Below are 22540 nucleotides of genomic sequence, written 5' to 3'. Positions count from 1 at the left end.
CCCCATTGTGCGGTGGTCCGGTCCCGCATTTGAATGGGCGGCGGGCACGGCAACCTCGATCGCGCCTGTCGTACAAGAGGTGTTTTCCTGATCCTCTTCACGATCGCAAAGCGGTGGGATCCGGCCAACCGGAGCACACCCGCACCACACCCTCGGGAGCCCGTCGTGGACACCGTCGACCGCCGTCTGCTGGCCGAGCTGCAGGCCGATGCCCGCCTCTCCTACAACGAACTCTCGCGCCGGGTGAGCCTGTCCGCACCCGCCGTGGCCGAACGGGTCCGGAGGCTGGAGGCCGACGGGGTGATCGCCGGCTACCACGCCCACGTCGACCTCACCCGGGCCGGCCTGCCGATCACCGCGCTGGTGCAGATCCAGTGCTACGGCCCGCGCTGCGTGCTGCGCGACCCGGAGGTGGCCCGGTGGCCGGAGGTGCTGCAACTGCACCGGGTGACCGGCGGTGCCTGCTGCGCCCTGCTGGTCGCCGTCCCCGCGATGGCCGATTTCGAGGCCCTGATCGACCGCCTCGGCGCCTACGGCCAGCCGGCCAGCTCGATGATCCTCTCCAGCCCGGTGCCCTGGCGGCCGGTGGTCGTGCCGTGACCGGTGGACATCGGGCGCGGACGGGGTGCTGCGACCTATAGGTTCCTGCCCATGCCGAACGACCGTCACATCCTGCTGCTCCCGGGCAGCCTGCGCGCCGGGTCCGTCAACGAGACGGTGCTACGCACCGCCGCCGCCGTGGCGCTGGCCACCGAGGGCGTCGCGACCACCTACTACACCGGGCTGGCCGGGCTGCCGCACTTCAATCCGGACCTCGACACCGATCCGCTGCCCGGGCCGGTCGTCGCGCTGCGCGAGGCCGTGGAGGCCGCCGACGCGCTGCTGGTCTGCGCGCCCGAGTACGCCGGGACCCTGCCGGGCAGCTTCAAGAACCTGCTGGACTGGACGGTCGGCGGGATGGAGATCGTCGACAAGCCGGCCGCCTGGATCAACGCCGCCGGGCCGGGGCGCGGCCTGGGCGCGGAGGAGTCGCTGCGCACGGTGCTCGGGTACACCGGGGCGGCCGTGGTGGAGGCGGCCTGTGTGCGGCTGCCGCTGGCGCGCGGGGACGTCGGCGCGGACGGGCTGGTCGCCGACCCGCTGGTGCGCGACCGGATCGCGGAGGCGCTGGCCCGGCTGGCCGCGGCGGTCTGAGCCGCCGGGCGTCGCCGGGGGCGGGACCTGTACCGGCGGGCGGCTCAGTGCCCGTCGGGCAGGTGCAGGCCGAGTCCGGCCAGCCCGTTCAGGAACAGCTCGACGCCGACCGCCGCCAGCAGTAGTCCGAGCAGCCGGGAGAGCACCTCCAGCGAGGTGCGGTGGCTGTGCCGCATCAGCGGGGCGAGCAGGAAGACGCAGACGTAGTTGATCAGCACCACGGCGACGTACGCGCCGGCCACGGTGGTGTGCCAGCCCCAGTCGTCCTTGGTGAGCGAGGCGACCAGCACCGCGGTGACCGCGAGTGGGCTGGCCAGGTAGGGCAGCAGCAGTTCGCGGATGCCGTCCACCAGGGGCCCGGCCAGGTGCTCGTCCGCCTCGTCGGTGCCCCAGCCCAGGTGGACCCCGAAGACCAGGGCGACCGCGTAGACGAAGAAGATCAGCCCGCCGGCGAGCTGCAGCGACTGGTCGCTGATGTGGAACAGGGTGGTGATGAAGTCCGCGCTGAGGGCCATGACCGTGCCGATCAGCGCGGAGATGACGGTGCTCCACGCCGCGAGGCGCCGCAGCTCCCCGGTGGTCCGGGTGGTGGCCAGCCGGGCGAAGGACAGCAGGACCTTCGGCGGGCCGACCACGGCGAAGAAGGCGATGAAGGCGCTGCTCAGGTTGAAGACGAACATGGGCCAAGCATGGCCGCGACGATCACCGCCGCCCGGCCGCCACGCCCCCGGCCGGTTATTCCCGCTCGCGCCGTCATTCGCCCGAACGGCCGCCCCGGGTCGAGTGGAGCCGCTGTTTCCGGTGCCATGGAAGCCGGACCGCCCCTCCGTTCGGCGGAGGGCTCCCGAAGGGGACATCGACATGGCTCTGAACCGTAAGGACCTGGGGCTGCTGGCCCTGCGCGGCGCCGTCGGCGGCGTGCTGATCGCCCACGGCACCCAGAAGTTGTTCGGCTGGTTCGGCGGTGGCGGCCTGGACGGCACCGCCAAGGCGATGGAGGCGATGGGCTTCCATCCGGCGCGCCAGAGCGCCCTGGCCGCCGGTCTCGGCGAGGCGGGCGGCGGCGCGATGCTGCTGGTCGGGCTGGCCACCCCGGCGGCCGGCGCGGTGGTGGCCGGCACCATGGCCGGGGCGGTCGCGGTGCACGCCCCGGCCGGCTTCTTCGTGACGTCCGGCGGCTACGAGTACCCGGCGTTCCTGGGCACGACCGGCCTGGCGCTGGGGCTGGCCGGTCCCGGCCGGTACTCGGTCGACCACCTGACCGGGCACGCCTTCGACCAGCCGTGGATCGGCGCCCTGGCCTTCGTGGCGAGCGCGGCCTCCGCGTACGGCGTGGTGGCCCGCCGCCGGCACGCCGTACGGCTGGCGGAGGAGCGCGCGGCGGTGGAGGCGGACACCCAGGACGGCTCCGGACTCTCCTGAGCCGCCCGCACCCGCCCCGGACCCGTTCCGCACCCGCCCCGCAGCCACCCCAGAACCGCACCAGGACCCGCCCGGACCGCGCCCGGACCGCCCTGTCCGGCGCCGCCGGCCCGGGCTCACCCGAACGCACCAGCCCTGTTGGCGGGCGTCTCCCGGCCCCCGGAACGTGGGCGGGGAGGCGCGCCGGGCCCCCGGCGCCGGCCAGAATCGAGGACCCCGATGGACCGCCAGCCGCTCCGCCGCACCGCGGCTCCGCCCCGCCGGACCGCCGTCACCACCGCGACCACCCCCACCACCGCCGCCCCGGCCACCACCGCCGGCACCTCCCCCCGCCCGGCCGCGCCGCCGCGGCCGACCGCCGGGGACCCGCGCGCCCCCGCCGTCCGCCGGCCGGGCCGCGCCGTGGCCGCGGTCGTGGGCGCCGCCCTGATCGGCGGGGCCGCGCTGGCGGGCTGCTCCTCGGACAGCACGGCGGGCAGCGCGGTCTCCTCGGCCGCCGGGCAGGTGGGCTCGGGTATCGCGGGAGCGGCCTCCGCCGCCGCCTCGGCGGCGAGTTCCGCGCTCGCCTCGGCGGCCGGCGGGATCTCCTCGTCCCTGGCCTCCGCGGCCTCCTCCGCCCAGGCCGCGGCCTCCTCGGCGCTCGCCGGGGTCAAGGGCGGCCTGGACGCGAAGGCGGACGTCTCGGCGGGGGCGGTGTCCTTCACGGACGGCAAGGCCGAGGCGACGCTGACCGTCACCAACCACGAGCAGCAGGGCAGCAATCGGTACGTGGTCCAGGTCAACTTCACCGACGACAGCGGCAATGTGCTGGACGCCACCGCGGTGACCGTGCCGGACGTCGAGGCCGGGAAGAGCACCGAGGTGAAGGCGCGCAGCAACCGGGACCTCTCGGGTTCGGTGAAGGCCGTGGTCGCCAATGCCGTCCGCTACTGAGCGGACCCGGCCGGCTCCGGGCCGGCCGTCCGACCTGGTCCGCCCCCGTTGACCCGCAGGTCAGCGGGGGCGGACCCGTTCCGGGGGAACCTTAACGGCGGCTCAAGCCTCAACATCACCCCTTGACGGGCTAGTTGGTCTAGTCCATTTTAGTGCCCAGGTGCAGGGAGCCCCTGAGCCGGCGTCAGCGGTTCGCCGCTGGCGCCGGTTCGGCATATCCCGGCGTCCGTCAAGGCATGTTCCGTTCGATTCCCCCATCCTGTTCTGTCATGTCCTGGTCGCACGGCCCCACCCCGTGCGAGCTTCCCGGGCCCGGCGGAATCCCCCACACCAGGAGTCACGCACCCATGCTCCGTTCACGCATCGAAAGGGCCGGCGCCCCGGTTCAGGAGGGCGGCCGTCGCAAGCGGTCCAAGAGCCTGACCGCGATCGCCGCCGGCACCACGGCCTCCCTGCTGCTCGGCGCGGGTCTCGCGCTCACCGGCGGCACCACGGCCAACGCCGCCGTCACCAACTCCACCGGCGCGCCCGCCACCAGCGGCGGCATCAAGGTGGCGTACTTCGACCAGTGGTCGATCTACGCGAACGGGTACTACCCGAAGACCATCCAGGACACCGGCGTGGCCGGGAAGCTGGACTACCTGATCTACTCGTTCGCCAACATCAACCCCAGCAGCCTCACCTGTTTCGAGGCCAACAAGGCGGCGAGCCAGGACGAGAACAACCCCAACGCCGGTGACGGCGCGGGCGACTCCTTCGCCGACTACCAGAAGAGCTTCGGCCCGGACATCTCGGTCGACGGTGTCGGCGACGTCTGGGGCCAGCCGATCGTGGGCAACTTCAACCAGCTGAAGAAGCTGAAGGCGAAGAACCCCAAGCTCAAGGTCCTGATCTCGCTGGGCGGCTGGACGTACTCCAAGTACTTCTCGGCGGCGGCCGCCTCGGACGCCTCGCGCAAGAAGCTGGTCTCGTCCTGCATCGACATGTTCATCAAGGGCAACCTGCCGGTCGAGGCCGGCTACGGCGGCCCGGGCTCGGCGGCCGGCATCTTCGACGGCATCGACATCGACTGGGAGTACCCGGGCGGCGGCGGCCACACCGGCAACCTGTCGAGCCCGAACGACAAGCAGAACTTCACCCTGCTGCTGAAGGAGCTGCGCGAGCAGCTCGACGCGCAGGGCAGGACCGACGGCAAGAGCTACTACACCGCGGCCGCGGTGGGCGCCGGTCAGGACAAGATCAAGAACGTCGAGACCGACAAGATCGGTCAGTACCTGTCGTTCCTCGACATCATGACGTACGACATGCACGGTGGCTGGGAGTCCAAGGGCCCGACCAACCACCAGGCCCCGATCTACGCCGGTCCGAACGACCCGATGACCCCGGTTCCGGGCGGCACCGGCAAGTACTCGGTCGACTCGGCCGTCAAGGCGTACACCGCCGGCGACCAGCAGTACGGCATCCCGGGCGGCTTCCCCGCGAACAAGATCAACGTGGGTGTGCCGTTCTACTACCGGGGCTGGACCGGCGTCCAGAACAACGGCAAGAACGGTCTCTTCCAGCCCGCCACCGGCCCCGCCGCGGGTGCCTCCATGTCGGGCAACGTCGCGGGCATCCAGATGTACAAGGAGCTGGCCGGATTCGTCGACAACCCGGCGAAGACGTACTGGGACGAGGACGCCAAGACGACGTACTTCTACGACGGCAGCACCTTCTGGTCCGGTGAGGACGCCCGCTCGATCCAGGCCAAGCTGGACTACGCGCACTGCAACGGCCTCGGCGGCTCGTTCGCCTTCTCGCTGTACGACCTGGGCACCAAGACCGGTCTGTTCGACAAGATGGTCGAGGCCACCAACGGCTCCGCCGCGGGCTGCCCGGCGCCGCCGGTGACGACCCCGCCGACCACGCCGCCGACCACTCCGCCCACGACCCCGCCGACCACTCCGCCCACCACCCCGCCCACGACCCCGCCGACCACTCCGCCGACCACCCCGGCCGGTTGCGCGGGCGCCCCGGGCTGGGACGCGGCCGCCACCTACGCGACCTCGACCAAGGTCTCCTGGAAGGGTCACTACTACACCAACAAGTGGTGGACCAAGGGCGACGACCCGAGCGCCAGCGGCGCCTGGGGCGTCTGGGCCGACAACGGCCCCTGCTGATCCCGCGGTACTGACCGGGTGAGGACCTGACGGACCCTCGCACCCGTCGCACCGAGCGTCCGGCCCGCCGGGGGACATCCCCCGGCGGGCCGGACGTTTTCGGCTGCCCGGGGGCCTGCCTCAGCCCTGGTCGGCGGCGCGCGCCGGGGTGTCCGGCCGGCTCTCCTCGATCCGCCGCAGCATCCTGGCCAGCATCCCGGCGAGCACCGCGCGGTCCTCGCCGACGACGTCCTGGAGCAGTTCCTCCTCGAAGACGGCGGCCATCCGCATCGACTCCAGCCACTTGTCCCGGCCGAGGTCGGTCAGCTCGATGATCACCCGGACCCGGTTGGCCTCGTCCCGGTCCCGGGTGACCAGGCCCTCGGCCACCATCCGGTCGATCCGGTGGGTCATCGCGGCCGGGGTCAGTCCGAGCCGCTTGGCCAGCTCGCCCGGACCGAGCTGGTAGGGGCTGCCGGACACCACCAGCGCCTTGAGCACCTCCCACTCCGCGGCGGTGATTCCCAGCACAGTGAGCTGCCGGTCGTAGGCGACGGTCATCCGCCGGGCGACCCGGGAGAGGCTCTGCACGATGGTCTCGACCTGAGGGTCCACGGTGGGGAATTCCCGCTGGTAGAGCGCCACCTGCTCGGCGATGCCCAGCTCGCGGGCGGTGGCCGGCGCGGGCTTCTCTGCAGTCATGCGGACCAGTGTCGCACGCGGCATGCACTCCTTAAGACTTTGACTCCGCACTCTTCCGGTGCTAAGACTTTAGAGTCAAACTTTAGCTCTTAAGTCTTCCGGGCTTAAGAGTATCCAGTGAAACCTGACGAAGCCCTGACGGGCGGAGTCCACAGGAAGGTGTGTGCACGGTGACCGGCACGGTGAAGCAGCAGAGGCAGCAGCGGCGTGGGGCGGGCGGCCCGCTGCGCCGCGTCCAGATCGGGAACGCGCTCAGCGCGTTCGGCAGCGGCTTCACGATGCCGTACATGTTCGTGTACGTGGACCAGGTGCGCGGACTGGGCGCGCCGGCCGCCGGGATGGTGTTCACCGTCTTCGCGCTGGCCGCGCTCGCCGTGCTGCCGTTCACCGGCCGGGGCATCGACCGCTACGGCCCGCGCCCGGTGCTGCTGGCCGGCGCCGCGCTGGCCGCCACCGGCGCGTTCGCCTTCGGGCACGCCACCGGCACCCCGGCACTGCTGGTCTCCTCGTTCCTGTTCGGCGCGGGTATCACCACCTGCCAGCCGGCGCTCGCCACGATGATCGTCCGCTGCTCCACCGCCGCGACCCGCTCGCACGCCTTCGCGCTCCAGTTCACCCTGATCAACCTGGGCATGGGCATCGGCGCGCTGGTCGGCGGGCAGATCGTGGACGTCGCAGACCCGGCCAGCCTGACCCGGCTGTTCACCATCGAGGCCGTGACCTTCCTCGGCCTCGCCCTGGTGACCGGCAGCGCCCGGATCCCGAAGGCCGCGCCCGTGCTCGTCCAGGACGGCGCCGACGCCCCGCGGGGCCTGCGCGCCCTGGTCGCCGACAAGGCCATGGTCCGGCTCTGCGTGCTCGCCGGGCTGATCTTCTTCACCTGCTACGGCCAGTTCGAGTCCGGCGTCGCGGCCTTCGCCACCGACACCGTCGGCACCGCCCCGTCCACCCTGGGCCTCGCCATCGGCGCCAACGCGCTGACCATCGTGGTGCTGCAGATGTTCATGGTGCGGATCACCGCCCGCCGCCGCCGCACCACCGCGATGGCCGCCGCCGGCGTGGTCTGGCTCGGCGCCTGGGCGATGGCCCTGGTGGCCGGTCTGGTCCGGACCGAGGCGATGGCCGCCACGGTCGCGATCGTCTCGATCTACGCCCTGTTCGGCGTCGGCGAGTCGCTGCTCGCCCCGACCATGGGCCCGATCGTCGCGGACCTCGCCCCGGCCCGGCTGCTCGGCACCTACAACGCCGGGTACGCCCTGGTGAAGCAGATCGCGATCGCCGTCGGCCCCGCCGTGGGCGTGCTGCTGGTCGGCTCCGGCACCTGGCCGGTCTACCTGGCGGCGATGGCCGGCTGCACCGTGCTGATCGTGGTCCAGGCGCTGCGCCTGCGGCCCCACCTCACCGCGGCCCAGGACAACGCGGCCCCCTCCGCCGGTGACGAGCAGGCCCCCGCCACCCCGGTCCGCACCCCGGCCCGGCCGGTCCGGGAGCTGCGGACCGCCGCCTGACCCCGCCGCCCGACCGCCCCGCGACGGGCGCCCGACAGGTCACCTGTCCGGCGCCCGTCGCGCTTGGTTTCGCGCCCACCGGCACATAGTGTCGGTGGCTGTTGACCGTCCGGCCCGACCCCCTCGGGGCCGGAACCCGGCGAGAACGGCGAAGCGGCGAGGCTACCGAGACCATGACCCAAGCGGCGCTCACCCACCCACCGGCCGCGACGGAGCCCGCCGACCCGGCACCGGAGCGGCGAGGGCTGCCGCGCCCGGCGGCGGTCCGCTGGGACTGGCTCGGGCCGATCGCGGTGGCGCTCTTCGCCGGGCTGCTGCGGTTCTGGGACCTCGGCCACCCCAACGCCTTCGTCTTCGACGAGACCTACTACCCCAAGGACGCCTGGTCCCTGCTCCGGCAGGGCTACGAGGGCACCTGGCCGGAGCACGCGAACGAGCAGGTGCTCGCCGTCCCGCAGCAGATCCCGCTCACCTCGGCGCCCGAGTTCATCGCCCACCCGCCGCTCGGCAAGTGGGTGATCTCGCTCGGCGAGTGGGGTTTCGGCCTGCACCCCTTCGGCTGGCGGTTCATGACCGCGCTGCTCGGCACCGTCACCGTGCTGATGCTGGCCCGGATCGGCCGCCGGCTCTTCGGCTCCACCCTGGTCGGCTGCACCGCCGCCCTGCTGATGGCCGTGGACGGTCTGCAACTGGTGATGAGCCGGGTCGGCCTGCTCGACGGCGTGCAGATGTTCTTCGTCCTGGCCGCCTTCGGCGCGCTGCTGATCGACCGCGACCACGCCCGGGCCCGCCTCGCCGCCGTCCTCCCCGACCGGGGCGGGGACACCGTCCGGCTGGGGTGGCGGCCCTGGCGGATCACCGCCGGCGTCTGCCTGGGCGCCGCCGCCGGCGTCAAGTGGAACGGCGTCATGGTGCTGGCCGCCTTCGGTGTGCTCACCGTCCTGTGGGACCGGTCCGGCCGCCGCTGGGCCGGCGCCCGCCGCCCCTGGCGCTCGATGCTCCGCCGGGACGCCGGGCCCGCCTTCCTCGCCACGGTCGGCGCCGCGTTCGTCGTCTACGTCGGCGGCTGGGCCGGCTGGCTGTTCACCGGCGGCGGCAAGGGCGCGACCGGCGGCGGCTTCGACCGGCACTGGGCCGACGACCGGGCCGGCCTGTCCCCGGACAGCTTCCTCGGCGTCCCGCTGCCGCAGCTCCCGATGGGCTGGGTGCCCGCGCCGCTGCGCAGCCTCTGGCACTACCACGCGCAGATGTACGACTTCAACACCGGCCTCAGCAGCCCGCACACCTACCAGTCCAACCCGTTCAGCTGGCTGGTCCAGGGCCGACCGGTCTCGATGTACTGGGAGCAGGTACCGGCCGGTCAGCACGGCTGCACCGCGTCCGGCGGCTGCGCGGCCCAGATCCTCGGCCTCGGCACCCCGCTGCTCTGGTGGGCGGCCTGCCTCGCCCTGGTCTACCTGCTCTGGCGGTGGGCCTTCCGCCGGGACTGGCGCTCCGGCGCGGTGCTGTGCGCGGTGGCCGGCGTCTACCTGCCGTGGTTCCAGTACCAGGAGCGGACGGTCTTCTCCTTCTACATGGTGGTGCTCGTCCCCTTCCTCTGCCTGGCCGTCGCGCAGATGCTGGGCGCGATGCTCGGACCGGAGGGCTGCCCGCCCGGACGGCGGCGGATCGGCGCGGCCGGCGCCGGGCTGGTCGTGCTGGCGGTCATGGCCTGCTTCGCGTTCTTCTACCCGCTGTACACGGCGGAGGTGATCCCGATGACGTCCTGGCAGGACCGGATGTGGTTCACCACCTGGATCTGACCGGTGCCCGGTGTCCTGTCGGCCGCCGGCGGGGGACAGCTGCTGCCGGTGACCCCGGCGCTGGGCGCGGTCACCGCGGTGCTGCTGCTGGCGGCCGTCGCGGTCGCGGGAGGGGGCCGGCTCGGGCACGGGCACGCCGTGCTGCGGGCCGGGCTGCGCGCGGTGGTCCAGCTCGCCGCCGTCGCGCTGGTGATCGCCTGGGTGGTCGACTCGCTGTGGTGGTCGGCGCTGTTCGTGCTGCTGATGTTCACCGTCGCGGTGCGGACCGCCGGGCGGCGGATGGTCCCGGACCGGGGGCGGGCCTGGCTGTGGGCGGCCGCGCCGATCGGCGCCGGGGTGCTGCCGGTGCTGGTGCTGCTGCTCGGCAGCGGACTGCTGCCGCCGAAGGGCCTGTCGGTCATCCCGGTCTCCGGCATCCTGATCGGCGGCGCGCTCACCGCCACCTCGCTGTCCGGGCGGCGCGCCCTGGACGAGCTGCGCCAGCGGCACGGCGAGGTCGAGGCGGCGCTGGCGCTCGGCTTCGAGGAGCGGGACGCCCGGATGGAGATCTGCCGGACGGCCGCCGCGACCTCGCTCGTCCCGGCGCTCGACCAGACCCGGACGGTGGGCCTGGTCACGCTGCCGGGGGCGTTCGTGGGCATGCTGCTGGGCGGGGCCTCGCCGGTCCAGGCGGGCGCGGTGCAGCTGTTCGTGCTGGTGGCGCTGCTGGCGGTGGAGTCGACGGCGGTCGTGGTGGTGCTGGAGCTGGTCGGCCGGGGACTGGTCCGCGCCGGGCCGGCCGGAGCGGTGATCGGGTAGGCTGGCCCGAGTTGAAGGGGAGTAGCCCTCCACCGGACCGTCGACATACTGGCCCCTCGGGGCCCGGCGCCCGGGGCACCGCGGATCTTCGTCCGACGGGTGCCGGCGAGACCTTCGGCCGCAGTGCTGTGTACGTGGGCGCGTCCGTGCGTCCCACGTGTCTTCCCACCAGCGCTGTCGGGCCGGAGCGACCCCTGACGGAGCTGCCCGCGGTCCGGCAGCCCGAACCGAGGGACACCACCCCCGATGAGCCTGACCGTCGCCGCGATCACTTTCGGCATCGTCTTCCTGGCCGAACTGCCCGACAAGACCGCCCTGGCCAGCCTGATGCTCGGCGCCAAGTACCGGGCGAGCTACGTCTTCGCCGGGATCGCCGCCGCCTTCGCCCTCCAGGTGGGTATCGCCCTGGTCGCCGGGCAACTGCTCTCGCTGCTGCCGCAGCGCTGGGTCGAGGGTGTCACCGGCGTGCTGTTCCTGGCCGGCGCGGCGATGCTGCTGCTCCACGGCGGGGGCGACGACGAGGACGGGCACGCCGCGAAGGAGCCGTCCGCGAACAGCTTCTGGAAGGTCGCCGGGGCCAGCTTCGTGGTCGTGGCGATCGCCGAGTTCGGCGACCTGACGCAGATCATGACCGCCAACCTGGCGGCCAAGTACGCCGACCCGCTGGCCGTGGGCCTGGGTGCCTGGCTGGCGCTGTGCGCGGTCGCGGGGATCGCGATCCTGGGCGGGCAGAAGCTGCTGAAGCACGTGCCGATGAAGATGATCATCCGGGTGGCGGCGGGCATCATGGTGCTGATGGCCGCGTTCAGCATCTTCAAGGCGGTCACGGGCTGACGGCCCGTCCGGGGCGGCGCCCCGGGGGTCAGCAGCCGGTGCGCTTCTCCAGGGCGGCCCGGGTGTTGGGCCCGTAGACGCCCTTCTTGTCGCCCCGGACCCCCTGCATGCTCTGGAAGTACGACACGAAGTACTCGGTGTCCCCGTCGTAGTAGCCGTTCACGGGAATGTCCGGCGCCATCCAGCACATCACCACGGCGAGCTTCTGCTGCATGGCCTGCACGTCGGCGCCCTGCATGCCGTACTGCAGCACCCGGGTCGTGGGGGTCGGGGTCGGCGTCGGCGTGCCGCTGGGCGTCACGGTGGCCGTCGGCGTCGGGCTCGCCGAGGGGGTCGGGGCGGGGCTCGACGGCGCCGGCGGCTGGGTGGCCGGGGCAGCGGTCGGTGCCGGAACCTGGGCCGGCGGGGCGGCGGCCACCGTGGTGCTCGGCGCGGCCGGGGGCGGGGTGCTCGCGGTCGACCGGGTCGGCGAGGGCTTGGCGCTCGTCCGGCTCGGCGTGGGCGTCGGGGTGTCACTGGTGGGCGGCGGCGCGCTCGGGCTCGGCGCGGCCGGGGTGGTCGGGGCCACCGGGGCGGGGGCGATCGTGGTGCTGGGCGGGGGCGCGGCCCGGTCGTCCGGGTCGGCGGACGGGGTGACCGCGTAGGCCAGGCCGACGGTGAGCGCCAGCAGACCGGCGCCGGCCGCGACCAGCAGCCCCTTGCGGCGGCCGGGCCCGCCGCCGTTCTCCTGCTCGGCGGCGCGCCGGGCGGCCCGGCCGCCGGTGGGCGCCGGGGCGGCCGGGGCGACCGGGAAGACGCCCAGCTCGCCGTCGTCGGCGGCGTCGTACGCCCGGGGCCGGGCCCCTGGCGGGGCCGGGGGGAAGCGCGGGGCGCCGGCGCCCACCGGCGGCAGCACGGTGGTCGCGTAGGCGTCGGCGTCCGGCCCCAGCGGGGGAGCGAGCGGCGGGGGATTGACCGGCGGGTGAGTGACCGGCGGCAGCACGGTGGTGCCGAACGGGTCGCCCGGCGGCGGCCCCGGTGCCGGGGGAGCTTCGAGGGGCTCGGGGAAGGCCGGGTCCGCCACCTGGCCGACGGCCTGCGGCACGTACGGGCGGACCAGTGGCGGCCCCTCCAGGTGCGGCAGGACGGCGGTGTCGTCGAGGCCGTGGTCCGGTGGGAGGCAGCCGCACCCGGTGGATCGTGCGGAGCCGCACGTCGGGCAGCGCTGGTCCGGCATCGGCCGGCCCTCCTCGGTTCTCGGTCGTTCGCGGTCGTTCGCGGTCCCGGACGCGTGGTCGGTCGGACTCGTGTTCAGGCGATGGACGGGCCTGATTATGCAGGACGTCCCCGAGGGGGGACAGGGGCGTCCGGCCCGGTGTGGGGGCCTTGTGCCGGTTGGTGGGGGTTGGTCGTCGATGAATGGTGGGTGGGCGGATGTGAAGGTCCGGCTGACGGCCGTGCTTACGTTCGGCTCAACTGAACGGAGCAGAACGGGGCATTTCTGACAGCATGGTGGCTTGGAGTGATCATCTGCCGACCTGTGAGGGATACGGAGACGCCATGACGGATCCGATCGCCGCGTCCGACCGGAGCCCGGACCGGGGGCCAGGACCGGGGCCGGCGGGAGTCCCCGCCCAGCCTCCGGTCACCGCGGGCAGTCTGTGGGTGCCGATCGGGGCCCTGCTGCTGGCGATGCTGCTCGCCGCGCTCGACCAGACCATCGTCTCCACCGCGCTGCCCACCATCGTCAGCGACCTCGGCGGTCTGGAGCACCTGTCCTGGGTGGTCACCGCCTACATGCTCGCCGCGACCGCGGCCACCCCGCTGTGGGGCAAGCTCGGCGACATGTACGGCCGGAAGGTCTTCTTCCAGGCCTCCATCGTGATCTTCCTGCTGGGCTCGGTGCTGTGCGGCATCGCCCAGAACATGGGTGAGCTGATCGCCTTCCGCGCCGTCCAGGGCCTGGGCGGCGGCGGTCTGATCGTGCTCTCGCAGGCCATCGTCGGCGACCTCGTGCCGCCCCGGGACCGGGGGAAGTACCAGGGCGTCTTCGGCGCCGTCTTCGGCGTCACCAGCGTGCTCGGCCCGCTGCTCGGCGGCCTGTTCGTCGACAACCTCAGCTGGCGCTGGGTGTTCTACATCAACCTGCCGATCGGTGTGGTCGCCCTGGTGGTGATCGCCGCCGTGCTGCACGGGACGGAGGCCCGGCGCCGGCACCGGATCGACTACCCCGGCACCGTGCTGATCGCCTCGGTGGCCACCTGCCTGGTGCTGATGACCTCGCTCGGCGGGACGACCTGGGGGTGGAGTTCCTGGCAGATCATCGGCTTGGGAGTGCTCGGCCTCGTCCTGCTGGTCGCCTTCGTCCAGGTGGAGCGGACCGCGGAGGAGCCCGTCCTGCCGCTGCGGCTGTTCCGCTCCCGGACCTTCAGCCTGGTGGCCGTCATCTCCTTCGTGGTCGGCTTCGCGATGTTCGGCGCGCTCACCTATCTGCCCACCTTCCTCCAGGTGGTCATGAAGGTCTCGCCGACGATGTCCGGCATCCACATGCTGCCGATGGTGATCGGCATGCTGGTCACCTCGATCGGCTCCGGCCAGATCGTCGCCAGGACCGGCCACTACCGGGTCTTCCCGATCGCCGGCACCGCCGTCACCGTCGTCGGCCTGCTGCTGCTCTCCATGCTCGACGAGCACAGCAGCACCTTCGAGATGAGCTGCTACTTCCTGGTCTTCGGCCTCGGCCTCGGCCTGGTGATGCAGGTGCTGGTGCTGATCGTGCAGAACTCCGTCGGCTACCAGGACCTCGGTGTCGCCACCGCCGGCGCCACCTTCTTCCGCTCCATCGGCGCCTCCTTCGGGGTCTCCGTCTTCGGCACGATCTTCGCCTCCGGGCTCAACGACCGGCTCGGTGACGCCCTGGCCGGCGTCCCGCTGCCGCCCGGCTTCGGCCCCGGGGCGGTCACCTCGGACCCGCGCGTCGTCGACCAGCTGCCCGCCGCCACCCAGGCCGCGGTCTACCACGCCTACGCCGAGTCGATCACCCGGGTCTTCCTCTACGCGGTGCCGGTGGCGGTGGTCGCCTTCGTCCTCTCGCTGTTCCTGCGCGAGCAGAAGCTGCGCACCACCGTGACCGCCCCCGACCTCTCCGAGTCCATCGGCCTCAACCCGGTCGAGCGCTCCTCGCTGGACGAGATCAGCCGGGCCCTGTCCGTCCTCGGGACCAGGGAGGCGCGGCGCGACCTGTTCAAACGGATCACCGCCACGGCGGGTCTCGACCTCAAACCGGCCTCCAGCTGGCTGCTGCTCCAGATGTACCACCACGGCTCGGTGGAGCCCGCCGAACTGGCGGAGCGCCGGATCGTGCCCTTCTCGGTGGTGGAGGAGGCGGTGCGCGAGGTCGAGGGCCGGGGGCTGGCGGCCCGCACCGGCGGGCTGCCGCTGCGGCTCACCGAGCCGGGCGAGGCGGCGGCCGTGCAACTGGTCGCGGCCCGGCGGGCGCAGCTCGCCGAACTCCTCGGCGACTGGGACGAGAAGCAGTTCGACGACCTGGCCGAACTGCTCACCCGGCTGGCCTCCACGCTGTGCGCCGACAGCCGGGACCGGCCGGACCCCGTGCTGGACCAGCCCCCGTACCAGGGCGAGGGCCGCTCCTTCTGACGCCCGCGTCACGGGCCCCCGAACCACCTCGGGGTGTCCAGTCGGAACGGGTCCCCGGGCGCGAGCGTCCGCAGCGCGTCCTCCAGCCCCCGCAGGCGCTCCTCGCCGCCCAGCTGCGCGACCCACTCCGCGCGCAGCTCCTCGAAGATCCGGGCCGACCGGACCAGGCAGTCCACCCCGCGCGCCGTCAGCCGGACCACCTTGCGGCGGGCGTCCGCCGGGTCGCTGCCGCGCTCGACGTAGCCGAGCCGTTCCAGCTGCTCGACGGTCTTCCCGGCGGCCTGCTTGGACACCCCGAGCCGCTTCCCGAGCTCGACGGCGGTGGTGCCGTGCGGCCCGATCGCCTGGAACACGAAGCCGTGCGTGGGGCGGAGGTCGGGATGTCCCTCGCGGGCGATCCGCTCGTGCAGTTCGTCGATGACCGTCCGGAACGCGAACAGCAGCCGGAGCGGCAGTTCGTAGCCCGGCGTCACGCCTTCCCCGGAATCCCTTGACATGATCGACAACCTCATTGACCATATAGACAACCTGATTGTCCATCATAGAGGAGACACCCGCTCTTGTCCGTCATCCGCAGCACCGACGCCCGCCGCACCGAGACCCCCAACGCCGTGATGACCACCTTCGCCTCGCCCGCCCAGGGCGGCACCGGGCTCGCGCTCTGGCGGGTGGAGATGCGGCCGGCCCGCTCGGGCCCGCGCCACGCCATGGACACCGAGCAGGTGTGGACCTTCCTCACCGGCACCGCCGTCGTCGACCTGGACGGCGAGGAGTTCACCCTCGGCGCCGGGGACACCCTCGTCCTGCCCGCCGACCTCCCCCGGCTGATGCGTTCCGTGGACGGCTTCACCGCCGTCGTCGCCTCCCCGGCGCCCTCCATGGCCGTCAACCTGGACACCGGTGACCGGGTCGCCCCGCCGTGGATCGTGTGAGGTGTAGCAGACTGCCTCCCGGAACAACCCTGAGGAGGTACGGCGTGTCCGTCGTCAAGATCAATGTGCTGACCGTTCCGGCCGAGCAGCGGGAGGTGCTGGAGCAGCGCTTCGGTGCCCGGGCCGGCGCGGTGGAGAACTCGGACGGCTTCGAGTACTTCGAGCTGCTCCGCCCGGTCGAGGGCACCGACCAGTACCTGGTGTACACCCGCTGGCGGGACGAGGAGTCCTTCCAGGCCTGGCTCGCCGGCCCGATGCAGGCCGCGCACCGCCCGGCGGCCAAGGACGGCGAGGCCCCGCAGCGGCCCGCCGCCAGCGGCTCCACGCTCTGGTCCTTCGACGTGGTGCAGTCGGCCGGCCCGAAGGGCTGAGACCCGCATTCGCGGAACGGCGCGCCCCGGACGCAACGGCGTCCGGGGCGCGCCGTCGTGGGGGTGCCGAAGGGATGAGCCCGACCTTCGCGCCCGGTGATGGGCGGCGGCGCTGTCCGGCATTGGACGGTTCATCACATGGGGGCGCTGTTCGGCATTCGAGTGCGCCGGGGTGGGTGCGCGTGCGCCGCCCGATCGGGTGATGGGGATGAGGTTTCCGGGGCTGTTCGCTGGATTAGCGTGATCATTGCGTTCAGCAAAGGAAAGCCCCGGCGGTGCGCCAACACCCCGGGGAACGGCACCAGGAGAAGTAGGCCCTCCAAGATGCAGATCAATCGTATCCCCAAGCACGCGCCCGGGTACACGATCCTCGACAACGGGCATGTCGTGCGGAAGCACTCGCTCAGTTGGGCGGCGCGCGGGTTGCTCGGCTACCTCCTCAGTCTGCCGAACGGCGCTCGGGAGGATGTTCGGACGCTGGCCGCGAAGAGCGTCGAGGGGCGAGCGACGGTCGCCCGGGCGTTGCGGGAGCTGGAGACGGCCGGGCACTACGTGCGGCGGACCGTGCGCGACCCCGTGACGGGTCGGGTCAGGACGGTGGTCTCCGTGCATGAAGTGCCCTTGGCGGACAAGGCGGTTCACGCATTGCCACCGGTTCCCGTGACACCGGCCGCCGGGCCGTCCGGCCCCGGGAAGGCGGGAAGCCCCTCCTTGAGGGTAAGGACGGTGAGGCGGAAGGAACCTTCCGTCCTTCCGGTGACGACAGTGCCCCGGATGACGGAGGGGATGGGCCTTCTGCTCGAACTCGGCTGCCAGGAGCCGGCGTTGGCTCTGGCCGGCAAGCCGCTGGCGGACCAGGCCGCGCGGGTGGAGGGCCTGTTGGCGGGCGGATGGTCGGCGGACGCGCTGATGGGCATCCTGGCCGCGCCGCTGCCGGGGAAGGTGACCCACAGCGTTGCGGCGATCCTCGGCGGGCGGTTGACGAAGGTGCCGCCCGTTCCGTTGGGCCGTGGCACCGCAGTGAAGCCGGTGACGGTGCCGCGCCCGAGGCGTCATGAGTGCGCAGGGCGGGACGGCCTGTGCGGCCGTCCTGTTGGCGGGGCGGCTGAGCTGTGCACCGGCTGCCGCCGGCCCCGGGTGGTGGGGGAGCGGACGGTGTCGCGGACCTCGATCTAGGCGGTCGGGGCGGTGGCCCATGGGGTGAAGGTGGTGTCGCGCGCGCAGGGGCAGGCCCGCGCCGCACGGTTCACCCGCCTGAGCGCAGAGGGTGGCGGGCGGCTGCGTCTCCTCATCTGCTTCCGCGCCGGGCGAGGGTGACATGACCTAACGAAGGTGCCCTGCGGCCTTTCCTGTCTCGTCTCTCCGCATGGCGGTCATGCCCAGTTCGGCGAGGCGAGGGAGGAAGGTCACGTCCAGCTGGTCTGTTGGGTGCAGCAGGCCGCGCTCGCAGGTCTCCGCAGTCCATACGATGCACCGGGATCGAGGATAGGCCGGATTGATTCCGATCTCGCCTTTCGGGATCGTGCCGTTGAACGGCATCGGGATGCCCTCGGTGTTCCAGTAGTCCCACGCCTCAAGCGCCTTGGATTGTTCGAATGCGAGGTACAGCTGCGGGTAGCGGTCGATGACGCGCATCTCGCGGAAGACGAGCTGCCCGAGCAGGTGCGGTGCGGTCGCGCCGAGGATGTCGAAGTCCGCGGCTCCGAAGGTGACGGATGTCGCGTCCTGGCCGGGTGCGAGTGCCACGGTGGCGAACAGGTGTGACACGCGCCGCCTGATGTAGCAGGCTGCCCCGGCTGTCAGTCCGGCCTCGATCTGTCCGATGAGCCGGAGGAGGCGATCGTGTCCCGGGTTGAAGCGGGACAGGTCGAAGAGCTTGTCCATGTTCCGGACGGCGGCGAATGCCAGCCTCTTGTAGAGGCGGTTGTTCATCTCGGCGACCTGGGCGTATGCCTTCGTCTCGGGGGTTTTGGAGTTGAGCATCAGGTATTCGGACACCACCTCGAAGTAGAGGTAGCCGAGGAACGGGAAGGTCGGCACGGTGGCGGCGAGCCGGTCGATGAATTCCGCGTCTGGTGTCGGGTGCCCCGTGGCGTTGGCAAGGAGGGTGTCGAGGAAGGGCGCCGCTGCACGGACCCGGCCCAGCGCCGCTCGGCGGAGCTGGGCGTCCTCGGCCTCGGTGAGGAAGTTGCGGTGGGTGAGGTAGGTGCGCAGGTGGACAGCGCCCAGCCGGAGGTAGTCGATGCCCTTGGGCGGCACGGGAGCGTCAGGGGTGATCTCGAAGACCAGGGTGCGGGTGTGCTTCTTGGTCTCAAGCAGGTAGCTGCCCAGGTTGTGGGGACGTAGGCCGGCGGGCTCGGCGGCGAGGGGTGCGCAGTAGAGCGCGGCTGCCAGGCAGCCGGTGGAGGCGTACAGCTGCCCGCTGGCGCGGATCGCGTCCAGGGCGACGATGGTGTGCATCAGGTGGACAGGGCGCCCGGAGGTCAGCGCCTGGGTCATGGCGTTGCCGCTCAGCAGCCAGCCGTTGGGCGTCTCGTGTACGAGGTGTCGGCGCCAGTCGGCTTTGGTCTCGGCGAGGCCGGACGGCCCCGGTCGGGTGGCGCTGCCTGTGTGGTCGGTGTGGGCGTTGTCCCACTCGTGCTGCATGAACGGCCTCCTACTGCCGGGGGTTGAGGAACCGGCTGGCGTGGATGAGTGCCCCGTGGTTGGTGGCGCCGTTGAGCCGGGCCTGTTCGCTTCGGACGACGAGGTGGAAGGCGACGGGGTGGAGCCATGCGGGGATGGCGATGCGCAGGTGGGACGGGTCGGGCCACCAGCGGGTGAGGGGAAGCCGGTAGCGGTCCAGGCAGTCGGCCGCCTTGAGCAGGTCGATCAGGTGTGGCGCCCGCTGGTAAGCGAGGTCCTGCTGCGAGGTGAAGTCCGGGTACGGGACGTCGTGGAGGCCGATGGCGATGGCTGCCTGCTGGGAGAGGCCGGGGGGGGGGAGTTCTCGGCCGAGCATGGTGGTCACGGCTTGCTGGTTTCGGGTGAACCAGAGCGCTGCCCGTCGGCCGTGTCCGGGATCGTCGCGGTCGTCGCGCCGCCGGCAGTCGTGGACTGCTGCGGCGGTGCACAGGGCCGCGGTGTGATCGGGGTCGAGTCCGTACTCCTGGGCGAGCAGACCGGCGAGCAGGGAGACGCGCGCGCTGTGCCGGATGCCGTGGATGGAGTCCACAAGCCGGGGCTGCGCGAACCAGGTGTCGGCCGGTACCAGCATGAGTGGCGGATGTGGCAGGGTGGGCGGCGCGACTGGGGCTTCGGGACGGTTCCTGTCGATCCAGGCGAGTGTGTCCCGATCCATGACCTGATGGGCGGGAAGGATCCGGTTTTCGGCGAGATCGCGGAGTGATGTGGCACCCGGCTTCGATGTTCGTGAGGTCATCTCTGGTTCCTCGAAGGGAAGAGGTTCGGTGGGCGTCAAGCTGGGCGTGGCGGTCCTGACCATGGGCACGCGGCCGAAGGAACTGGCCGAGCTACTGGCGTCGGTGGGGATGCAGACGGTCAAGGCCGCGAAGGTCGTGGTGGTCGGCAACGGGTGCGTGCTGCCGGAACTGCCCGCCGGGGTGGAGGGCGTGGAGCTCGCGGACAACCTCGGTGTGACCGGCGGGCGGAACGTCGCCCTGGAGCACCTGCGGGACGTGGACGTGGTGATCGACCTGGACGACGACGGCTTGCTGGTCGCGGATGACGTCCTCGCCCGGATCGCCGACCTGTACGAGGCCGACCCCGGGCTCGGGATCGTCGGGTTCCGGATCGCGGACGAGACCGGTGTCACCCAGCGGCGCCATGTACCCCGGCTGCGGGCTGGTGATCCGATGCGTGGCGGTGAGGTGACCGGCTTCCTCGGCGGCGGCCACGCGCTGTCCTCGAAGATGCTGGAGCAGGTCGGTGGCTGGCCGGACGCCTTCTTCTTCGCGCACGAGGAGACCGACATGGCCTGGCGTGCCTTGGATGCCGAGTGGCGGGTGCTCTACGTCCCCGAGCTGCTGCTCCAGCACCCGCGCACCAGCCCGACTCGGCACTCCTTCTTCTACCGGGTGAACGCGCGCAACCGGGTGTACCTGGCGCGCCGACACCTCCCGACCCTGCTCGTGCCGGTCTACCTCAGTGTGTGGATGGCGCTCACCGTTGCTCGGACGCGGGATTCGGCCGGGCTGAAGGCGTGGTTCGCGGGCTTCGCCGAGGGCTGGCGCACACCGTGCGGTCGGCGCAAGCCGATGCGCTGGCGCACGGTGTGGAGCATGACCAAGCTGGGGCGTCCGCCGATCATTTAGGCCGCTGCGGCCTGGCGCATCCAGCCGGGGACAGCCTCCGGGGTCGCCTTCAGCCAGGCCACGTAGCGGGCGACGCCTTCCGCCATCGTGACGCCCGGCCGCCACCCCAACAGCGTCTCCATCCGCTCGACGGAGGCGTATCCGCCCTCGGGGTCGCCGGGCGGCATGGGTGTCTCGATCAACGGGACGTCCGGGTAGTGGCTGCGAACGAGCTCCGCGACCTGCCGGATCGAAGTGCCAGTACTGGTGCCGATGTTGACGGTCTCGTTGTGCGCATCGGGCGCGACCAGCGCCCACAGCGTACCGGTGGCGATGTCGTCCACGTGGACCATGTCGCGGATCTGGTGGCCGCCGCCGTTGAGGTGCAGCGGCATGCCGAGCGTGGCCCGCATGGCGAACCAGGCGACCACCCAGGAGTGGCTGCGCTCCTTGACGACCTGGGGCTCGCCGTAGACCGAGAAGTACCGCACGACGGCGTACGAGACCCCGGCGCCGCCGAGCACGGCGGCGGTCTGGTACTCGCCCCACGCCTTGCTGTTCCCGTACACCGACATCGGCTGGACCGCCGCGTCCTCCGCGAACTTCGGGCTGCCGTTGCCGTAGACGCTGGCGGAGGAGACGAACACCATCCTGCGCACCCGGTTCGAGGCGGCGACGGCGTCCAGGACACGTTGGGTGCCGGTGATGTTGGTGTCGATGGCGTCCAGCGGCCGACGCGTGCAGGCCGCCACGTCGGCCAGGGCGGCGGCGTGGATGACGTAGTCGCAGCCGGAGATCACCTTACGCATCAGGTCCGGCTCGGCGATGTCGCCGACGATGAAGTCCGGGTCGGCGGTGTCGACGCCGAACCGCTCGCGGTACACCTCGTGCGGGTAGGCGTCGAGCTTGCACACCGACACGGGGCGGGCACCGAGCCGGCGGAGCTGGGACGTAATGCGGCTGCCGATGAGGCCGCCGGCGCCGGTGACCAGCACGGTCTTTCCTGAGAGCTGTTCGAGGGACATGGGAGGTTTTTCCTCTCACTCGTGGGATGGGTGGTGCCGTAGGGACAGCGGGTCAGCCGCCTCGGTGCTGCGGGCAGCGACAGGCAGGCCAGGTGGCCGAGGGGTGGTAGGCGTAGGCGTCGGGCTCCGACTCCACGGTGATGACGCCGGAGTCGTCGTACCGGGTGCCGTCCTGCGCGATCTTGAACGTGCGGATGGACAGGCCCCGGTGGCGGTCCTCGAGCAGCTTGAAGTCCGGGGAGTTCCCGGCGCTCATGCCGCGGACTCCGGCCGTCGCTCGCGGCGGCGGCCGACGGCGGGGTGACGCAGGGCGCGTCGGCGGGCGCGTTCCCGGTCGGGGGCGAGGGCATCTGTTGTGGAGGAGTCGGCGAGGCTCCACGGGTGGGGTGTGCGGTCGGCAGTCGTCATTGGCGTCTCCGGGGGCGCGAGTCGGCAGGGCGCCCCCGATGCCGGATGCATGGCTGGAGCCGCCGCAGGCCGCCGCTCCGCAGGGGTTCAGGATCCGAGGGCGGTCCCACCCGGGGAGCGGCATGCAATGAGTGAACCGTCCAATCGCTACTCGGAGTACGGTGTTGGGCACGCTGAGCGGTTTAACCGGTTTAACGGCCCGTCAGGGAGGTGCGCTTTGGCGCCGACGAGGGAACCGAACGAGCGACTGCGGAAGGTCATCGACGAGACGAAGCTTTCCGGCGATGCGATCGCGCGCCTGGTCAGGCGAGTGGCGGCCGAGCATGACGAGCTCTTGGAGACCAACAAGTCGAGCATCACGCACTGGAAGAACGGCGGTCAGCCGGCCGGGAACGTTGGTGTATTCCTGGCCGAGGCGTTGGGCCGCGCGCTCGGCGGGCGGGTCGTGACGCTGGAGGAGGTCGGTCTGATCGCACCCGTGCCCCAAAAATCCGACTGGGACGCGGATACGCTGAGCGCGCTGGCCGAACTCGGGAGAACCGACG

The 22540-nt window shown here is 72.1% G+C and carries 23 protein-coding genes and 1 pseudogene; 15 read left to right on the top strand and 9 right to left on the bottom strand.

The genetic code is table 11. The features are described 5' to 3' along the window. Positions 1–165: 165 nt before the first annotated feature. Together SM793_RS21735 and SM793_RS21730 are read left to right on the top strand one after the other, a co-directional pair. Complete coding sequence (locus tag SM793_RS21735) at positions 166–600, top strand: Lrp/AsnC family transcriptional regulator (RefSeq protein WP_030391649.1); 435 nt, start codon at positions 166–168, stop codon at positions 598–600. A 51-nt stretch (positions 601–651) separates the two neighbouring features. After that, entirely contained in the window at positions 652–1194 is a 543-nt protein-coding gene (locus SM793_RS21730) for an NADPH-dependent FMN reductase (protein ID WP_320439916.1), read from the top strand. A gap of 44 nt (positions 1195–1238) precedes the next feature. Here SM793_RS21730 and SM793_RS21725 read toward each other — a convergent pair whose 3' ends face one another. Then, the gene (locus tag SM793_RS21725; RefSeq protein WP_320439915.1) at positions 1239–1874 is read right to left on the bottom strand and encodes a MarC family protein; all 636 of its coding nucleotides are present in this window, start codon (positions 1872–1874) and stop codon (positions 1239–1241) included. 181 nt (positions 1875–2055) lie between these two features. Between SM793_RS21725 and SM793_RS21720 the strand changes: the two genes are divergently transcribed. The 3 genes from SM793_RS21720 to SM793_RS21710 all read left to right on the top strand — a co-directional run bounded on the left by SM793_RS21720 (position 2056) and on the right by SM793_RS21710 (position 5708). Then, positions 2056–2616, top strand: a complete 561-nt coding sequence (locus tag SM793_RS21720; RefSeq protein WP_320439914.1) for a DoxX family protein — start codon at positions 2056–2058, stop codon at positions 2614–2616. 219 nt (positions 2617–2835) lie between these two features. Further along, positions 2836–3549: an FxLYD domain-containing protein gene (locus tag SM793_RS21715; protein WP_320439913.1), complete on the top strand. Its 714-nt coding sequence runs from the start codon at positions 2836–2838 to the stop codon at positions 3547–3549. A gap of 347 nt (positions 3550–3896) precedes the next feature. Beyond that, a complete protein-coding gene (locus tag SM793_RS21710; RefSeq protein WP_320439912.1) occupies positions 3897–5708 on the top strand; it encodes a glycosyl hydrolase family 18 protein in 1812 nt (603 codons plus the stop codon). Positions 5709–5828: 120 nt separating this feature from the next. Here SM793_RS21710 and SM793_RS21705 read toward each other — a convergent pair whose 3' ends face one another. After that, positions 5829–6389 (bottom strand): MarR family winged helix-turn-helix transcriptional regulator, encoded by a 561-nt coding sequence (locus tag SM793_RS21705; RefSeq protein WP_320439911.1) that lies wholly within the window; start codon positions 6387–6389, stop codon positions 5829–5831. A gap of 170 nt (positions 6390–6559) precedes the next feature. Here SM793_RS21705 and SM793_RS21700 point away from each other — a divergent pair, with 170 nt between their 5' ends. From SM793_RS21700 to SM793_RS21685, 4 genes are all read left to right on the top strand, one after another. Then, positions 6560–7897 carry an MFS transporter gene (locus SM793_RS21700; RefSeq protein WP_320439910.1) on the top strand — a complete coding sequence of 446 codons (1338 nt, stop codon included), beginning with the start codon at positions 6560–6562 and terminating at the stop codon, positions 7895–7897. Between the two features lie 173 nt (positions 7898–8070). Then, positions 8071–9699 (top strand): dolichyl-phosphate-mannose--protein mannosyltransferase, encoded by a 1629-nt coding sequence (locus SM793_RS21695; RefSeq protein WP_320439909.1) that lies wholly within the window; start codon positions 8071–8073, stop codon positions 9697–9699. A gap of 3 nt (positions 9700–9702) precedes the next feature. After that, positions 9703–10497 carry an ABC transporter permease gene (locus tag SM793_RS21690; RefSeq protein WP_320439908.1) on the top strand — a complete coding sequence of 265 codons (795 nt, stop codon included), beginning with the start codon at positions 9703–9705 and terminating at the stop codon, positions 10495–10497. A gap of 246 nt (positions 10498–10743) precedes the next feature. After that, a complete protein-coding gene (locus SM793_RS21685) occupies positions 10744–11331 on the top strand; it encodes a TMEM165/GDT1 family protein (protein WP_320439907.1) in 588 nt (195 codons plus the stop codon). Between the two features lie 28 nt (positions 11332–11359). On the opposite strand, the gene SM793_RS21680 is transcribed toward SM793_RS21685, so the two are convergent. Further along, a complete protein-coding gene (locus tag SM793_RS21680; protein ID WP_320439906.1) occupies positions 11360–12547 on the bottom strand; it encodes a peptidoglycan-binding domain-containing protein in 1188 nt (395 codons plus the stop codon). A gap of 323 nt (positions 12548–12870) precedes the next feature. Between SM793_RS21680 and SM793_RS21675 the strand changes: the two genes are divergently transcribed. After that, positions 12871–14967: an MFS transporter gene (locus tag SM793_RS21675; protein WP_320439905.1), complete on the top strand. Its 2097-nt coding sequence runs from the start codon at positions 12871–12873 to the stop codon at positions 14965–14967. Between the two features lie 8 nt (positions 14968–14975). On the opposite strand, the gene SM793_RS21670 is transcribed toward SM793_RS21675, so the two are convergent. Then, on the bottom strand, positions 14976–15464 hold the full coding sequence (locus SM793_RS21670; RefSeq protein ID WP_320439904.1) for a MarR family winged helix-turn-helix transcriptional regulator: 489 nt from the start codon (positions 15462–15464) through the stop codon (positions 14976–14978). A gap of 63 nt (positions 15465–15527) precedes the next feature. On the opposite strand from SM793_RS21670, the gene SM793_RS21665 reads away from it, so the two are divergent. The 3 genes from SM793_RS21665 to SM793_RS21655 all read left to right on the top strand — a co-directional run bounded on the left by SM793_RS21665 (position 15528) and on the right by SM793_RS21655 (position 17446). Further along, the gene (locus tag SM793_RS21665; RefSeq protein ID WP_320439903.1) at positions 15528–15899 is read left to right on the top strand and encodes a cupin domain-containing protein; all 372 of its coding nucleotides are present in this window, start codon (positions 15528–15530) and stop codon (positions 15897–15899) included. Between the two features lie 44 nt (positions 15900–15943). Continuing rightward, positions 15944–16270: an antibiotic biosynthesis monooxygenase family protein gene (locus SM793_RS21660; protein ID WP_045938573.1), complete on the top strand. Its 327-nt coding sequence runs from the start codon at positions 15944–15946 to the stop codon at positions 16268–16270. 324 nt (positions 16271–16594) lie between these two features. Continuing rightward, on the top strand, positions 16595–17446 hold the full coding sequence (locus SM793_RS21655) for a helix-turn-helix domain-containing protein (RefSeq protein ID WP_320439902.1): 852 nt from the start codon (positions 16595–16597) through the stop codon (positions 17444–17446). Between the two features lie 147 nt (positions 17447–17593). Here the strand turns inward: SM793_RS21655 and SM793_RS21650 are convergent, their stop codons facing one another. Together SM793_RS21650 and SM793_RS21645 are read right to left on the bottom strand one after the other, a co-directional pair. After that, on the bottom strand, positions 17594–18916 hold the full coding sequence (locus SM793_RS21650) for a hypothetical protein (protein WP_320439901.1): 1323 nt from the start codon (positions 18914–18916) through the stop codon (positions 17594–17596). Positions 18917–18926: 10 nt separating this feature from the next. Then, entirely contained in the window at positions 18927–19526 is a 600-nt protein-coding gene (locus SM793_RS21645) for a hypothetical protein (protein WP_320439900.1), read from the bottom strand. 226 nt (positions 19527–19752) lie between these two features. Between SM793_RS21645 and SM793_RS21640 the strand changes: the two genes are divergently transcribed. Next, complete coding sequence (locus SM793_RS21640; protein ID WP_413816010.1) at positions 19753–20583, top strand: glycosyltransferase family 2 protein; 831 nt, start codon at positions 19753–19755, stop codon at positions 20581–20583. Here SM793_RS21640 and SM793_RS21635 read toward each other — a convergent pair. From SM793_RS21635 to SM793_RS21625, 3 genes are read right to left on the bottom strand one after another with little or no spacing between them, the layout of a single operon-like run. Beyond that, positions 20580–21587 (bottom strand): NAD(P)-dependent oxidoreductase, encoded by a 1008-nt coding sequence (locus tag SM793_RS21635; RefSeq protein WP_320439898.1) that lies wholly within the window; start codon positions 21585–21587, stop codon positions 20580–20582. The two genes, SM793_RS21640 and SM793_RS21635, sit on opposite strands and share 4 nt — an antisense overlap. A 52-nt stretch (positions 21588–21639) precedes the next feature. Beyond that, entirely contained in the window at positions 21640–21843 is a 204-nt protein-coding gene (locus SM793_RS21630; protein WP_320439897.1) for a hypothetical protein, read from the bottom strand. Then, positions 21840–21995, bottom strand: a complete 156-nt coding sequence (locus SM793_RS21625) for a hypothetical protein (RefSeq protein ID WP_320439896.1) — start codon at positions 21993–21995, stop codon at positions 21840–21842. The genes SM793_RS21630 and SM793_RS21625 overlap by 4 nt, the downstream gene beginning before the upstream one ends. Positions 21996–22212: 217 nt before the next feature. Here SM793_RS21625 and SM793_RS21620 point away from each other — a divergent pair. Next, a pseudogene (locus SM793_RS21620) lies at positions 22213–22540 on the top strand (tetratricopeptide repeat protein); the annotation flags it as partial.

Source organism: Kitasatospora purpeofusca, from assembly GCF_034043715.1.
Taxonomy (GTDB): domain Bacteria; phylum Actinomycetota; class Actinomycetes; order Streptomycetales; family Streptomycetaceae; genus Kitasatospora; species Kitasatospora purpeofusca_A.
Note: the sequence above shows the minus strand (reverse complement) of the source record. Positions and strands in the feature narration are given on the sequence as shown.